Origin of the sequence: Clostridium sp. UBA5119, assembly GCF_002414285.1 — a bacterium.
GTDB classification, from domain to species: Bacteria; Bacillota; Clostridia; order Clostridiales; family Clostridiaceae; genus Clostridium_J; species Clostridium_J sulfidigenes.
On record NZ_DHYX01000051.1, the window covers coordinates 50527 to 66701 of the forward strand.

Annotated in this window: 15 protein-coding genes; 14 read left to right on the forward strand and 1 reads right to left on the reverse strand. The window is 31.0% G+C overall.

Annotation, left to right across the window (positions count from 1 at the left end):
- Window positions 1-4 precede the first annotated feature (4 nt).
- The 13 genes from fliP to B2671_RS08020 all read left to right on the forward strand — a co-directional run bounded on the left by fliP (window position 5) and on the right by B2671_RS08020 (window position 11745).
- On the forward strand, window positions 5-826 hold the full coding sequence (gene fliP / locus B2671_RS07960) for a flagellar type III secretion system pore protein FliP (RefSeq protein ID WP_346869928.1): 822 nt from the start codon (window positions 5-7) through the stop codon (window positions 824-826).
- 14 nt (window positions 827-840) lie between these two features.
- On the forward strand, window positions 841-1110 hold the full coding sequence (locus B2671_RS07965) for a flagellar biosynthetic protein FliQ (protein ID WP_035129252.1): 270 nt from the start codon (window positions 841-843) through the stop codon (window positions 1108-1110).
- Between the two features lie 11 nt (window positions 1111-1121).
- Window positions 1122-2957: a fused FliR family export protein/FlhB family type III secretion system protein gene (locus B2671_RS07970; protein WP_346869929.1), complete on the forward strand. Its 1836-nt coding sequence runs from the start codon at window positions 1122-1124 to the stop codon at window positions 2955-2957.
- A gap of 20 nt (window positions 2958-2977) precedes the next feature.
- Window positions 2978-5041, forward strand: coding sequence for a flagellar biosynthesis protein FlhA (gene flhA, locus B2671_RS07975; protein WP_346869930.1), 2064 nt, complete (start codon window positions 2978-2980; stop codon window positions 5039-5041).
- Window positions 5041-6219 carry a flagellar biosynthesis protein FlhF gene (flhF, locus tag B2671_RS07980; RefSeq protein ID WP_346869931.1) on the forward strand — a complete coding sequence of 393 codons (1179 nt, stop codon included), beginning with the start codon at window positions 5041-5043 and terminating at the stop codon, window positions 6217-6219. Before flhA ends, flhF begins: the two co-directional genes overlap by 1 nt.
- Window positions 6213-7079: a MinD/ParA family protein gene (locus B2671_RS07985; RefSeq protein WP_346869932.1), complete on the forward strand. Its 867-nt coding sequence runs from the start codon at window positions 6213-6215 to the stop codon at window positions 7077-7079. Before flhF ends, B2671_RS07985 begins: the two co-directional genes overlap by 7 nt.
- A gap of 9 nt (window positions 7080-7088) precedes the next feature.
- Window positions 7089-7748, forward strand: a complete 660-nt coding sequence (locus B2671_RS07990; protein WP_346869933.1) for a flagellar brake protein — start codon at window positions 7089-7091, stop codon at window positions 7746-7748.
- 12 nt (window positions 7749-7760) lie between these two features.
- The gene (locus B2671_RS07995; protein ID WP_346869934.1) at window positions 7761-8495 is read left to right on the forward strand and encodes a FliA/WhiG family RNA polymerase sigma factor; all 735 of its coding nucleotides are present in this window, start codon (window positions 7761-7763) and stop codon (window positions 8493-8495) included.
- Window positions 8496-8510: 15 nt separating this feature from the next.
- Window positions 8511-9053, forward strand: a complete 543-nt coding sequence (locus B2671_RS08000; protein WP_346869935.1) for a hypothetical protein — start codon at window positions 8511-8513, stop codon at window positions 9051-9053.
- 8 nt (window positions 9054-9061) lie between these two features.
- Window positions 9062-9256 (forward strand): hypothetical protein, encoded by a 195-nt coding sequence (locus B2671_RS08005; RefSeq protein WP_346869936.1) that lies wholly within the window; start codon window positions 9062-9064, stop codon window positions 9254-9256.
- On the forward strand, window positions 9249-10031 hold the full coding sequence (locus B2671_RS08010; protein ID WP_346869937.1) for a flagellar hook-basal body complex protein: 783 nt from the start codon (window positions 9249-9251) through the stop codon (window positions 10029-10031). Before B2671_RS08005 ends, B2671_RS08010 begins: the two co-directional genes overlap by 8 nt.
- 45 nt (window positions 10032-10076) lie before the next feature.
- Complete coding sequence (locus tag B2671_RS08015; protein WP_422653230.1) at window positions 10077-10841, forward strand: flagellar hook-basal body complex protein; 765 nt, start codon at window positions 10077-10079, stop codon at window positions 10839-10841.
- Between the two features lie 136 nt (window positions 10842-10977).
- Entirely contained in the window at window positions 10978-11745 is a 768-nt protein-coding gene (locus B2671_RS08020) for a hypothetical protein (RefSeq protein ID WP_346869939.1), read from the forward strand.
- 47 nt (window positions 11746-11792) lie between these two features.
- On the opposite strand, the gene B2671_RS08025 is transcribed toward B2671_RS08020, so the two are convergent.
- The gene (locus B2671_RS08025) at window positions 11793-13433 is read right to left on the reverse strand and encodes a putative manganese-dependent inorganic diphosphatase (RefSeq protein ID WP_346869940.1); all 1641 of its coding nucleotides are present in this window, start codon (window positions 13431-13433) and stop codon (window positions 11793-11795) included.
- A gap of 165 nt (window positions 13434-13598) precedes the next feature.
- Here B2671_RS08025 and B2671_RS08030 point away from each other — a divergent pair, with 165 nt between their 5' ends.
- Window positions 13599-16169, forward strand: a complete 2571-nt coding sequence (locus B2671_RS08030; protein ID WP_346869941.1) for a calcium-translocating P-type ATPase, PMCA-type — start codon at window positions 13599-13601, stop codon at window positions 16167-16169.
- The last annotated feature ends 6 nt before the right edge of the window (window positions 16170-16175 follow it).

Sequence of the window (16175 nt, forward strand, 5' to 3'; positions counted from 1 at the left end):
ACATATGAAAAAATTTGATCTAAAAAAGTTTATAAAACCTATAATGCTAATACTACTGGTGTTTTGTGTTATTTCAATTAGTAGTAAAGTAGCTTATGCTACTGGAGATACCATGCCAATTCCAGATATAAATATATCCTTTGGTGATGGGGATGCAAAAACTCCTACTGAATATGTGGACAATATAAAATTATTATTAGTACTAACAGTACTTACAATACTTCCATCAATCCTTATAATGACTACAGGATTTATAAGAATTGTAACTGTACTTTCTTTCTTTAAGAGCGCTATAGGAGCTACATCACTGCCAAAACAAATAATTGTTGGTTTGTCCTTATTTTTAACTTTCTTTGTAATGGCACCTACCTTTTCAGAAATTAATGAGAAGGCAGTTCAGCCTTACATGAAGGAAGAAATAACAATGGATGTTGCTATAGATAAAGGGGTAAAGCCCATGAAGGAATTTATGTTAAAGCAAACTAGAGTAAAAGATTTAAAGTTGTTTCTTGAAGCTGGAAAGGTAGAGGACGCTGTTAAAGTGGAAAAGGATGCAGATGGTAAGGAAACTTATAATTATGATGATGTTCCACTTTATACAATTGTACCAGCCTTTGTTATAAGTGAGTTAAGAACAGCCTTTGAAATAGGATTTTTGTTATTTATACCATTTATATTGGTGGACATTGTAACTGCTAGTGTTCTTATGTCTATGGGTATGTTTATGTTACCGCCAGCTATGATTTCTCTGCCATTTAAATTACTTTTATTTGTATTAGTAGATGGATGGAATTTGTTAAGTCAATCCTTAATACTAGGATTTTAGAGAGGTGATGTAATATGACACAGACTATGGTGGTTGCAATATTACAGGATATGGTGAAGACAGCTTTAATGGCAGCTGGACCAATACTACTTACAGCTACGGCAGTAGGTCTTTTGATAAGTATATTTCAAGCCACAACTCAGATACAAGAACAAACTTTAACCTTTGTACCTAAAATAATAGCTGTGGCAATAGTGGGAATAATTACTGCCACTTTTATAGGAAACACAGTGATAGGTTTTACTCAAAGAATTTTTTCAATAATTTCTAATATAGGAGCTTAGGTGGGATAACGTTGGTAGATATTTTAATGTTTATAGCTTTTTTAATGGTGTTTATGAGGATAACATCCTTGATTTTTACAGTGCCAACCTTTTTCCCAACAGGAACACCCAATATAGCAAAGATTGGTGTAGGACTTATTATATCCATGATTTTATCTCCCATAGTCAGTACTGAAGCATTACCAGAAATAAGTAATATATTTGTTTTAATAGTGCTTATAGGTAAAGAAGTAATCATAGGAATATGTCTAGGATATATAGTAAATTTACTGTTTAGTGTTGTACAGATGGCAGGACAAATTATGGATTTTTCCATGGGCTTTTCTATGATGAGCTTATTTGACCCAGTTGCAGGTGAAAACATATCAGTAATGGGAAGGTTGATGTACTGGATTTGTCTTGCTGTATTTATGTTAATTGATGGACATCTTATTTTAGTGCAGTGTCTTATAGATAGTTTTACTTCAGTTCCTGTAGGAACTGTAACCTTTAATAAAGAAATTTTAGGATATATTATTCAAGTTGTATTTGAATTTTTTACTATTGGGATTAAGATTGCAGTGCCAATAATGCTTATAATACTTATGACGGAAATTGTATTAGGCTTAGTATCAAGAGTTATGCCTCAGCTTAATGCTATGATACTAGGAATGCCAATCAAGATTTTTGTTGGGCTTGCAACCTTTATAATTTCTATTCCTTTAATTATGAAAATTATAGCTTCAAATTTTGGTGCTATTAAGCATATATTCTCGGAAATCTTTACTATGATGCCTTTTATATTAATTTCCGCATCTAATGATAGTGGAGATAAGACGGAAAAGCCTACTCCTAAAAAACTTCAAGATGCTAAGAAAAAAGGTCAAGTAGCTAAAAGTAAGGAATTATCTTCTGCCTTAACTCTTTTAGCAGCTACTTTAGTTATAGCTATCTTAAGTAGCTTTGTGCTGAAGGTATTAAGCTCCAGTATGAAAAAGTATCTAGGGAGCTACTTAAATTTTCAGTTAAGCCAAGAGAGTTTAGTAGGACTTTTAATAAAGGTATTCATGGATATCTTTAAAATATTTATACCAGTGGCAGTTCCTATTATGGTTATAGGCGTAATTGGATCAATAATTCAAACGGGTTTTATATATACTGGAGATCCATTAAAACCTAAGTTTAGTAAACTAAATCCTATAAGTGGATTTAAAAGAATGTTTTCTATAAGATCCTTAGTGGATTTAGTAAAAAATTTGGGTATTGTTTCTATTGTAGGATATATAGGATATAAGTTTGTTATAGATAATTACTATAGTCTTTTGAACTTTGGAAATCTTAAAACAGGAACAATACTTACAGAATTGGCTAGCTTAATAATTAATGTTTTTGTTAAAGTTGGTATAGCCTTATTAATAATAGGATGCATAGATTTTTTATATCAGAAATTCCAACATAATAAGGATTTAAAAATGACTAAACAAGAGATAAAGGAAGAATATAAACAACAAGAAGGAGACCCTATAGTTAAGGGAAAAAGAAAACAAAAGCAAAGAGAAATGGCTATGAGAAGAATGATGCAATCAGTACCAGATGCTACTGTTGTAATTACAAACCCAACCCACATTGCGGTGGCTTTGAAATATGAAGAAAATAGTGGAAAAGCACCAATAGTTGTGGCAAAGGGCAGTGAGTATGTGGCGTTAAAGATTAAGGAAAAGGCTATTGAAAATAATGTACCGATTATAGAAAATAAACCATTAGCTAGACTTATGTTCAAAGAAGTGGATTTAGATAAGGAAATTCCCTTTGATATGTATAAAGCAGTGGCAGAAATATTAGTATTAGTTTATAAAATGAAGAAATAACGTAAAAAAGGATGATAATTATGCTTAAAGATAAGGGATTTAGTATTAAGAATAACTTAGATATAATAGTAGCATTTGGGGTAATTCTTATTGTACTAATGATAATTATACCATTGCCCCCAGGAATACTTGATTTTTTCTTTGCCATTAATATTTCAATATCTATAATTATAATGTTACTTACAATGTTTACTACAAATGTATTGCAATTATCAGTATTTCCAACATTATTACTTGTAACTACTCTATTTAGATTAGCACTAAATGTATCCTCTACTAGACTAATTCTAGGACAAGCAGATGCAGGAAAGATAGTGCAGGCTTTTGGAGAGTTCGTAATTGGTGGTAACTATTTTGTTGGAATAATAATATTTTTAATTATTGTTATTATACAGTTTTTAGTTATAACTAGTGGTGCTGGAAGAGTATCTGAGGTTTCAGCAAGATTCACCTTAGATGCAATGCCAGGAAAACAGATGAGTATAGATGCAGATTTAAATGCAGGAATGATTACAGAAGAAGATGCTAGGAAAAAGAGAATAGATCTTCAAAGGGAAGCAGATTTTTATGGAGCTATGGATGGTGCATCTAAATTTGTTAAAGGTGATGCCATAGCAGGTATTATAATTACTATAATAAATATTTTAGGCGGTATTGTTATAGGGGCAGTAATGATGGATATGAGTATAGGAGAGTCTGCTGCTAAGTTTACACAACTCACCATAGGAGATGGACTTGTAAGTCAATTACCTGCACTGTTAATTTCTACAGCTTCAGGTATATTAGTTACTCGTTCAGGAAGTGATGATAACTTTGGAACACAGGTTTCATCACAATTGACAGCATTTCCAGTAGTTATAGCAATTGCATCTCTAGTACTATTTATCCTTGGATTAATTCCAGGGATGCCTATGCTAGTATTCTTTGCTCTATCTGCAGCAGCTGGAACAAGTGCTTACCTAATGTATAAGGATGAAAAGCAACAAGTTAAGCAGAAGATAGAAATAGAAGAAAAGGAAATTGTAGAGAGTGAGAGTAGAGAGCCAGAAAATGTGATGAATTTAATTTCTGTTGAGCCATTAGAGGTAGAAATAGGCTATGGGCTTATTCCTATGGCTGATGAATCCTCAGGAGGAGATTTGTTGCAGAGAATCTCATCAGTGAGAAGACAATGTGCTATAGAGATGGGAATTGTGGTTCAGCCTATTAGAATTAGAGACAATCTACAAATTAAAAATAATGAATATGTAATAAAGATAAGAGGAACAGTGATAGCTAGAGCGGACATAATGCCAAGTATGTTTCTATGTATGAATTCTTCTGGAGAAGATATAAATATGCAAGGAATAAAGACAATAGAGCCTACCTTTGGAATAGATGCTCTATGGATAAATAAGGATCAAAGAGAAGATGCAGAGATAAAGGGACTTACTGTGGTAGATCCAACTACAGTTATGGTTACTCATCTTACAGAAACTATTAAAGCTCATTCTTATGAACTTCTTGGGCGTCAAGAAACTAAAGTTATTTTAGATTCTGTAAAGGAAAAGTATCCTACTGTGGTAGAGGAACTTGTACCAGACCTTATGACCATAGGAGAAATTCAAAAGGTTTTACAAGGACTTTTAAAAGAGAAGGTATCTATAAAAGACATGGTAACTATATTAGAGTGTCTTGCTGATAATTCGCGAAATACTAAGGATATTGAAATGTTAACGGAATATGTAAGATTTTCACTAAGCAGAACTATTTGCAATGATTTAGTGGATGAAGAACATAGAATTACAGCAGTAACCATATCTCCAGATATAGAAAAGCTGATAGGAAGTAATATTCAAAAATCTATGCAGGGTTCTTTCCCAGCCATAAATCCAGATATTACAACAGAAATATTTAATAGTATCAAGGTAATGTTAGAAAGTACCCACTTTCCAACTAATATACCTATAATTCTAGTTTCTCCAAGAATTAGACCAGCATTTAGAAAGCTTATAGAAATGGTATTTCCAAGTATTGTAGTGTTGTCTTTAAATGAAATACCTAATGATGTAGAGATAAGGACCGAAGGAGTTGTATCTATCTAATGATTATAAAGAAATATGTAGCTTCTACCGTGAAGGAAGCATTAAGTAAGATAGGTAAGGAATTAGGCAAAGATGCTGTAATTATAAGTCAAAGAGCTATAAGAAAGCCTGGTATTAAAGGGTTATTTTCTCCTAAAGTAGTGGAGATAACCGCAGCTGTTGAATCTAAATCTAATGATTTAAGTTGGAATGATAAAGAAATAAATAGTAATAGTATTTTACCAGTAGATATAGTGAAAAATGATGAATTGGAGCTAAGACAAGAAGTTGAAACGATGAAGAGTCTTATAAATTCCTATTTTTCTACTCAAAGCAATAATTCTATAAATGCGGAAATGGAATTAGAAGAATTAGATAACAATAACAAAGAAGAAAATCAATTACAACAAGAAAAGGCTAATAATAGTGAAATTTATTTCAAAGAAGCCAAGGAAAGACTTAGAGAATTAGATATATCTAAAGATATAGTTGAAGAATTAACAGAAACTATAAAAATAAATAAACAAGTGTCTTCCATCGATGAAATCATGAATGGAATTAAAGAGGAACTTGGCGCTACTATAAAAATAGATTCTAGTGAAATAAATGGAACCATAGCTTTAGTGGGTCCTACAGGAGTAGGAAAAACTACAACTATAGCAAAGCTAGCAGGGGAGCTAGCTCTTGTAAAAAAGAAAAAGGTAGGTTTAATTACTGTAGACACCTATAGAATAGGAGCAGTAGAACAGTTAAAAACCTATGCAGATATTATGAATATTGATTTTAAGGTGGTATTTTCATTAACTGAGATGGAAGAAGCTATAAACTCAATGAAAGACTGTGATGTGATCTTATTAGATACTACTGGTAGGAGTAGTAAAAATACTATGCAAGTATTAGAATTGAAGGCTTTTCTAGATAGGGCTAAGGTCGATAATGCTTATTTAGTAGTCAGTGCTACTACTAAGAGTGGTGACATGGACATCATTGCTAATGGATTTTCTAATATAAAATACAATGGACTAATACTAACTAAGTTAGATGAGACTTCAACTTATGGTTCCATACTAAATATATGTAGAAGGACTGAGGTTCCTATTAAATTTATCACTGTAGGACAGAATGTACCAGATGATATAAAGATACCATTGGAGGATGAGATAATAAAATTGGTGTTAGGGGAAAATAGTATATGTTAGACCAGGCTTCGAGATTAAGACAAATGGTATTTGAAAAGCAAGGTACTATGGAAGAAAGCAATAATAGTACTAAAATCTTTACCATAACTTCCGGTAAGGGAGGGGTAGGTAAGAGTAACATGGTAATTAATTTAGCAATTTCTCTTAAAAAACTAGGGAAAAAAGTCTTAGTACTAGATGCAGATTTAGGTATGGGCAATGTAGATGTTTTAATAGGGACTATACCTAGATATACTATTTTTGATATAATATTAAATAATAAATCCGTTAATGAGGTAGTAATAAATGGACCTTTAGGTATAAAAATTTTATGTGGAGGTACAGGACTTTCTAGATTAGATGACTTAAATATGTGGCAAAGAGAAGTTTTAATTAATAAGTTAGGCGAAATAAAAGATTTTGACTATATATTAATTGATACAGGAGCAGGCATAAATAGAACCGTTATGGCTTTTATCGAATGTAGTCATGAAGTTTTTATTGTTACTACTCCAGAACCAACAGCATTAACGGACGCATATAGCTTATTAAAAACCATATGTAATCATAATATGAAAAATAGAGCGAAAATTATTGTTAATAAGGTTTTAACTAAGGAAGAAGGAAATAATACTTTTAATAGACTTAATAGTTCAGCAAATAGATTTCTAGGAGTTAATCTAGTGCATTTAGGAAACATCGCTGAAGATAAAAAATTAGTGCAAGCTGTAAGAATGCAAAGACCTGTGGTATTGTCTTTCCCTAAAAGTGAAGTAAGTGAAAACATTGAGGCTATTGCAAAGGAGTTAGAAGGTATATCTTATAATAAGGGCAATAGCATCCAGGGTATATTTAAAAAAATGCTTAATATTTTTTCATAGGAGGAGAGTATGAAAGCTAATAATATTATGGAAATCAATAATAAAATAGAGATTTATACAAAAAATCGAGAATTAGCAAAATCAAAAATTCAAGATATTGATGAAGAATGTATATATATAGCTATAGCTACACCTATACTAAATGGCATAAGTTATCCTTTAAACACTGGAGACACAGTTAAGTGTAATTATAATGATGGAAAAGGTAATATATATAATTTTTGGGCTAAGGTGAAAGGAAGAAAATTTGATAAAATAGCCTTGATTACATTGGAAAGAGAAAGTGAATTGCAGAAGGTACAAAGAAGAGACTATGTAAGATTGCCCTTTATAAATATGATGAGATATTCACCAATAGATAAATATAATGAAAGTATCCTTAGGGATATTGAAAACTGTAATTATAGGGAAGGACAAACTTTAGATTTAAGTGGTGGAGGTATTAGAATAAAGATAAAGGAAAGTCTTAATTTAGGACAACTAGTCATGTTGAATACTAAGATTAATAACGAAGATATATTAGCCTTAGGTAAAATCGTTAGAGATGAGACACAAAATAAAAATGAATATGTATATGGAGTAAAATTTCAATTTATTGATGATAAGGTAAGGGAAAACATAATACAGTTTATTTTTAAGAACATGAGAAAGTTAATGAAAACGAAGTAGGAGGGAAATGATGTGTCTGTAGCTTGTGATGTAGATGTTAGAGAAGAGATAATTAAAAAAAATATACCTCTTGTAAAGTATATTGCTTCCAAGATTATCGTAGGAAAAAATAAATATGTTGAATATGAAGACTTAATAAGTTATGGAATGATTGGGCTTATGGATGCTATAAATAAGTATGATGACACTAAGGGTATGAAATTTTCCACCTATGCTGCCATAAGAATAAATGGAAGTATTATAGATGAAATACGAAAAAATAGTCCTATATCGAAAAGAGCCATCGATAAGCTTAATAGATACAATAAGGTAGTGGAAGAATTACAAAATAAGCTTTACAGAGAACCAAAAGATATTGAAGTAGCTGAAAGGATGGAAATAAGTTTAAAGGAGCTTACAGATATACAAGGTTATGTAAACTATATTTCAATGATGTCCTTAGAAACTATTTTATTTGGGGATGATGAGGAAATGTCTTTAATCAATTCTATAGAGGATACTAAAAGTCCTTCTCCACAAAAGTCTTTGGAAGAAAAAGAAATGCTAGAGTACTTGAGGAGAGGCCTGGATAATCTAAAGGAAAGAGATAGACTTATACTAAATCTATACTACTTTGAAAAACTTACTTTAAAACAAGTAGGAGCAGTGTTAGAAGTATCAGAATCAAGAGTTTGTCAACTTCATAGTAGAGCTATTTTAAATTTAAGAAAAGAAATTGAGAAACTCCAATATGATATTAGATCGTAGAAGATAGGTGAGAATATGTATATTTTATTAATTATTATTGGGGTGGCTTTAATTGCTACAAATATAAGGGCTATAATGAGAGAAGAAAATAACTTTAGTAAAGCTATGATAGATGCAGAATCTAATATAGATGAAGTAGATATGAGACTTATTGAAATAAGAAGTGAGTTTGCTAAAACAATTACAGAATTACAAAGAGAAATAAATGATTTAAAAAAAGTAAATCATACTGAATTTATTAAAAATGAATTATTAGAAAAAAGGGATGATTCAGATAAAAATATTAGTAACGATGAGTACATAAATACCTTGGTAGATAAGATTGATTCCTTAGATGATAATATTATTCTTGAAGGAAAAAATGTGAATGAGTTAATAGATGATTTAAAAGAAGAAGAAAAAGACAGTAATCCTAAAAAAGATATAAAAGGTAATAGCTTAAAAGTAGAAGAAGTAAAAGCCTTATTAGCTGAAGGCTTAAGTGAAGAAGGCATAGCACAACAGCTGAATATAGGAAAGGGTGAGGTCTTATTAATAAAGGAATTATATTTAAAATAAAAAGGTGTATGAGAGCTTTAAGTGATAGAAAAATTTTATTTGGTATAGGCATTGGCATAATACTAGGAATATTTTTTACTATACCTGCAAAAATAGATTATAAACTTAGCGATGGTGAAATTGAAATAAGAGCAAAAAAGTTAGGAATGACCTATCCAGACCAGATTAAAATTGATATAAAGGCGGGTGCAAACAATGATTAGAGGATTGTATACAGTAGCTTCAGGAATAATTACCAGTGAAAAAAATCAAAGTGCTATTATGAATAACATAGCAAATATAAACACCACAGGATATAAATCGCAGATATTGTCCATGAAGAGTTTTGATGAGGTATATATTTCTAATAAAGATGGAAAAAACAATGAAAGAGTAACCATTGGAGCTATGAGTAATGGAGTAGAAATAAATGATCGAACCACTAATTTCTCACAAGGAACTATAAAGGATACAGGAGTAACAACTGATTTTGCCCTTCAGGGAGAAGGATTTTTTGTAGTTCAAAGACAAACCGCTAATGGAGCTACAAATTATTATACAAGAGATGGTCATTTTGCTGTAGACACTTCAGGATATTTAGTCACCTCTAATGGAGATAGGGTACTTAGTAGGAGTGGAAATGGACTAGCACCTATATATATAGGTGAAGGAAGTATTTCTGCAGACAATATTGGGAATATATCTGTGGATGGACGAGAAGTTGGCAGATTAGCTGTAGTTAATTTTCCAAAGGATAACCAAGGTAAATATGAAAATCTTAATGAATTTACATATAACCTTTATGAAGGAGTTAATCCTACCTTTGTTAATAATCCTTATGTGGTTAATAAATCTCTTGAAGGATCTAATGTTAGCGTAGTTCAAGAAACTAGTAACATGATGACTGTTATGAGAAACTTTGAAAGTAATGCAACTATTTTAAAGGTTTTAGATTCTACCTTGGACAAGGCTGTCAATGAAATAGGTAAAACTAGATAGAATTAATAGAGAAAGAAAAATTTGAGGAGTGAGTTTATGTACGGTATGTTTTACACCAATAGAAGTGCAATGGAGGCACAACAGAATAAATTAGACTTAGTATCAAATAATATAGCAAATTCCGGTACTATTGGATATAAAAAAGTAACATCTACATTCCAAGACCTTTATACCAGTTCATTAGAGAGACTAGGAGTACCATGGTCTAAGAATGCAAATACTGAACTTTATGTTGGTACAGGAGTGAAATCTACTAATGAAGTTAGAATAAAAACTCAAGGAAGCTTAACTAATACAAAGATANNAGATGGAGAAGGATTCTTTAAGGTATATAAACAAGATGGAAGTGTAGCCTACACTAGAAATGGAAACTTCAAAGTGGATGCTTCAGGAATTTTAGTAGATAATAATGGATATAGATTATCTATAACTGATGCTAATGGTAATGAGATAAATGTGCCAGGGGGTCAAATTAACTTTGCTAAAGATAAGTTTTCTATAGATGCAAATGGAGCTTTATCCTTAGATAATGATGGAAGCTCTATAAAAGTTGGAGATATTAAAACCTATAAGACCATAGGTGATACAGATTTTATTTCTGCAGGACAAAGCTTATTTGTTCCAATAGAAGGAGCTACTGTAATGGAGACTACGGATAGAGATATTTATCAAGGGTTTACGGAAAGATCTAATGTAGATATGTCTACTGAGATGACTGACATGATTGTAGCCCAAAGAGCTTTTCAATTAAGCTCCTCTGCATTAAAAACTGCAGATGATATGTGGGGAATGATAAACAATTTAAGATAGCAATGGAATAGAAAAGAATGAAAGACATAGTTTTTCATTCTTTTTTTATGTACTAAAACATATAATATAATATTAACAAAGGATAAGCTTTAAATAGGAGGGGTGATATTATGGGGTAGGATATTTATTTGGATGTTTGCTAAGTATATTATTTTGGAAGTTTGATAGACATAGATTAGCAATAGAAGTCAATGAGAAATTTAGTTCTAAAATAAGAAGCAAAGTAGTTTTACAATGGGTATACTTTATACTTATATCTACCATAGGGGTAATGATAAGTCTTATATCTAATAGGGAAATTGTTAATGCTATTGTAGCTTTCTTCGTTATAGAGATAAGCAATAGTGAAAGAAAAACAGTAATTAAAAAGTCCACTGAAAAAAAGGAGTTTTACAATACTTTATCCTTAATTAGCAAATCATTGATTTGTGGTTTTTTGGCACCCTTAATTTATATTATAATCATAGGTAATGGAGGAGGAGTAATATATACATTAATATATTATATGAGTGACGATGAGAGTCTAAAGTTTATTAATGGTATATTAAATGTGTTAAATATTATTCCAACTTTAATAGGTGGAATATTCTTATATATTGTCTATATTATTAGAAATAAAACCTTTAAAATTAATTTCAAGGGGGATTTTTTAAAAAATCTATTTACTAATCCACTTTTAAACATTTATATTTTTGCTGCATATATTGAATCAGTTAATTTTTACTACATAGAAGATAAGGGGGTACATTATCTAAAAAGTTATGGAGTGTATCAAGGAAAGATTGATGATTTATGTGTTAAGGATTTTTTAACTGTTATATATGGAGTATGTTTTATTTTCTTTGTTATATTTTGGATTTATATTATTAATAAGGGTTCATTTTTTAAATTAGTGGTACAGTAAATAAAAGGAGACTGTCTTTAAGGACAGCCTCCTTTGGAGTTAAAGAATTACTTAATTTGGTTTATAACCTCTGTAAGAGGTGGGATAACTTGTTTCTTTCTAGAAACTATCTGGTCAATATATGCTGTTCCATTGTTTAACTTAATGTTAAAGGCTCTTGAGAATACTTCTTTGTGTTCACCACACACGATGAATAAAGAAGAACTTTTAAATATGTCAGTAACCATAAGAATAATTAGGTCAAACTTTCCTTGATTTGCTTTTTCATTCATTACAGTTTTTAAATCATTAATTAGTGGAGTAAATCCATCCATATAAGTAGTTGTTATTTGTCCAACACCTACTTTAAAATTACCCATATTAAAGATTTTGAAATCTTGGTATAAAAGTTCTTTTGAGCTTTTTCCTTCTAATGAAGTTCCCGCTTTAAACATCTCTTGGGCAAATTTTTCTATATCTATACTTGCAATTTCAGCTAATCTCTTTAGGATAATTTCGTCTACAATAGTTGCTGTTGGAGATTTTAATAGTAGAGTATCGGAAATAATGGCGCCACATAATAATCCAGCTACTTTCTTAGATGGTCTAATTCCATTTTCAAAGAATATATTAGCAACTATGGTAGAAGTACTTCCTACAGGCTCATTTCTAAAGTATATTGGTTGACCTGTTTGAATATCTCCTATTCTATGGTGGTCGATAATTTCTAAAATGTCTGCATCTTCAAGACCGTCTACAGACTGAGTCTTTTCGTTATGGTCCACTAAAATTACTTTCTTTCTTTGTTGGGTTATTAAATGATATCTAGAAATGCTTCCAACCACGGAACCATCTTCATCTAAAACTGGATAACTTCTATATCTAGTTTCTAGCATAATATCTTTAATCTCCTCAATGAAGTCACTAGTAGAGAAGGTAATTAAATTATTTTTAGTCATTACGTATTCTATAGGAATACTTTGAGGTATTAGTCTAGCAGCAGTAAAAGAGTCATAAGGAGTAGTGATTATAGTGCAGCCTTTTTCTTTAGCTAGGTCAATAATTTTTTCAGAGGGAGTTGTATTATTAGTGATTATCATTAATCTAGCATTACAATCTAATACAAATTCTTGAACTAACTCACGGTCTCCACAGATACAAATATCTTCCGCTTCTATTAAATTTCTATCATTTGGTTCCATCATAGAAACTACAACTTTACCCTTAAGTTCTAAGTTTTCATCTGATAAGTAAACAATTTTAGCGGATAGAGTTTCTAAAATGTTACTTAGACTTGTTTTACTTTTAGCTAAAACGTAATTATCCCAAATATCTAGATAACTAGCAGCCAGATTTGATACAGATACAATTCCAGCTAATTTTTCATTAGGATATATAACTGGGAGAGTTTTAATATTTTTTTGCTTCATTATAGACCAAGCCATTTTTAAGGATATGTCTGAAGCAATAGGAGCTACTGTATCTATTTTTAAATCTATAATTTGAGGTTTTACAGTTTGAACAAGCTGTGGTGGCTGAACTCCAAAGTAATCTAGGATAAATTGAGTTTCTCTACTAATTTCCCCTAGTCTAATTGGAATAGCATTGATTCGTTGAGTTTTATTTTTAAACTCTGAATAAGCAATGGCTGCACAAATAGAATCAGAGTCAGGGTTTCTATGACCTGTTATGTATACTTTATTTACCATGAATAACCTTCCTTTATAATATCTATTCTTATTTATAATTAGTATTTTAAAGGTTTATTTACCTTATGTAAAGTTAAAGTTTTCATATACTGGTAGGATGGTACATATATTTTAATGATAGATTATTTCTAACTATAAATAAAAAAAATGTAAGGGGGAAAAAATGTGAGTGCTAAAGAATATAGAGGGCTATCTACCAATGAAATAGAAGATAGGCTGAAAGAATACGGATTAAATGAGTTACAGAGTAAGAAAAAAGTGTCACCTATAAAAATATTCTTGTCACAATTTAATGATTTGATTATTTGGATACTAATGGTGGCAACTGTTATATCAGGTTTTATGGGGGATAAAGCAGACGCTATAACTATTCTAATAATTATAGTAATGAATGGAATTTTAGGTTTTGTACAAGAATATAAAACTGAAAAATCCTTAGAACAGTTAAAAAAATTATCCTCACCTACTGCTAAGGTAATAAGGGATGGAAAAATTGAAGTTATTAATTCCATATATCTAGTACCAGGAGATTTGGTTATATTAGAAAGTGGGGATAGGATACCTGCTGATAGTATTTTAGTTGAAGGAAATAATGTTATGATGGATGAATCTCTTCTAACTGGTGAATCCGTAGGAGTGCACAAGAATCCAGAGGATAGTGATAATAATATATATATGGGAACTATCGTATTAACAGGTAGGGGAAAAGCAAAGGTATATGGAACTGGAATGAATACAGAAATGGGTAGAATAGCTCATATGCTTCACTCTATAGAAGATGAACCGTCTCCACTAAAGGAAAGATTAAATTCACTTGGAAAGGTACTTGTAGTTCTTTGCTTAACTATATGTGCTGTGGTAACCTTTTTAGGTATTTATAGAGGTGAAAATGTCTATGACATGTTTTTATCTGGCGTTAGTTTAGCTGTTGCTGCGATTCCAGAAGGGTTATCAGCTATAGTAACTGTTGCCCTTGCATTAGGAGTATCAAGAATGCTTAAGAGAAATGCCCTAGTAAGAAAGTTACCAGCGGTAGAAACTCTAGGATGTACATCTGTAATATGTAGTGATAAAACAGGAACTTTAACAGAAAATAGAATGACGGTAACAGCACTTCTTCATAATGGAAAAATTCATGATATTGATGAAGATAAAAGTTTTGACCATGATATTTTAAAAAAGATATTTGTATATTGTAATGATTGTAACTATAATTATTATTCTAATTCCATGGAAAAGGCTTTAATGGGAGATCCAACAGAGACTGCTTTAATAAAAGGCTTCTTTAAAAAGGTTTCTGAAATAGAAGGATTTAATAGTAAAGTAGAGAGGATTTTTGATATCCCATTTGATTCTACAAGAAAAATGATGACAGTAATTGTGAAGGACGTAACTACTAAGAAGGATGTATGTTATGTTAAAGGAGCTCCAGAGCGAGTACTTGATAGATGTTCACATATATTAGTAAATGGAAGGGTAGAGCCATTAACTATTCCTTATAGAAGAAGTGCAGAAAAACTTATTGATGATATGTCCTTTAGAGCTCTCAGATGCATTGCAGGTGCATATAAAGAGAATAACTTAATTAAAGGAGACAAGGTGGAAAATGGTTTAATTTTTGTAGGGGTGGCTGGAATTATAGACCCACCAAGAAAAGAAGTAAAGGATGCAGTTTTAAAATGCAGGGTTGCAGGAATAAGACCAGTTATGATTACAGGTGATCACAAAAACACAGCCTTTGCTATAGGAAAAGATCTAAATATATGTAATGAAAGCAAGGAAGTAATTACAGGAGCTGAACTTGATAGAATAAATGATAAAGAACTTGAAAAGTCCATAGATGATTATAGAATATTTGCGAGAGTTAGCCCTAAACATAAATTAAGAATAGTAAAGGCTTTTAAAAGTAGGGGTAATATTGTAGCTATGACTGGGGATGGAGTTAATGATGCCCCTGCTATTAAAGAAGCTGACATTGGAATAGCTATGGGAATTTCAGGAACAGATGTAACTAAAGAAGCTGCATCTATGATATTATTAGATGATAACTTTGCTACTATTGTAACTGCAGTTGAAGAAGGTAGAGTTATATATGATAATATTAGAAAATTTATAAGATATCTATTATCTTGTAACTTAGGTGAAGTATTGACTATGTTCTTAGCTTCATTGTTTTATTTAGAAGTACCACTTCTTCCAATTCAAATTTTATTTGTAAATTTAGTTACAGATGGACTTCCAGCTATAGCTCTTGGAGTAGATCCACCAAATAAAAACATAATGTATGAAAAGCCAAGAAAAAAAGGTGAAAGTGTTTTTGCAAGGGGATTAAAAGAAAAGATATTAATTAGAGGTGCATTAATTGGTGTTTGTACAGTTCTTGCATTCTTAGCGGGTAAATATTATGGATATGGATTAGGAGTATGTAGAACTTTAGCCCTTGGAACTCTAATTTGCTCACAGTTAATTCATGTATTTGAATGTAGAAGTGAAAAGTATTCTCTATTTGAAATCAATCCTTTTAGCAATATGTATTTATTGGGTTCTGTTATTATTTCAGTGACAGCACTTTTGTTAGTAATATATGTTCCTATGTTACAAGGTATATTCCATACCATGTCTATAGGTATTGGACAGTGGGCAATCATTGTATTTTTCTCAGGAATAATATCCTTTATTAATAGCATTGCCACTTTTGTAGGAAACAGAACTAAGAATATTTTAAGTGAAAAATAGCCAAGG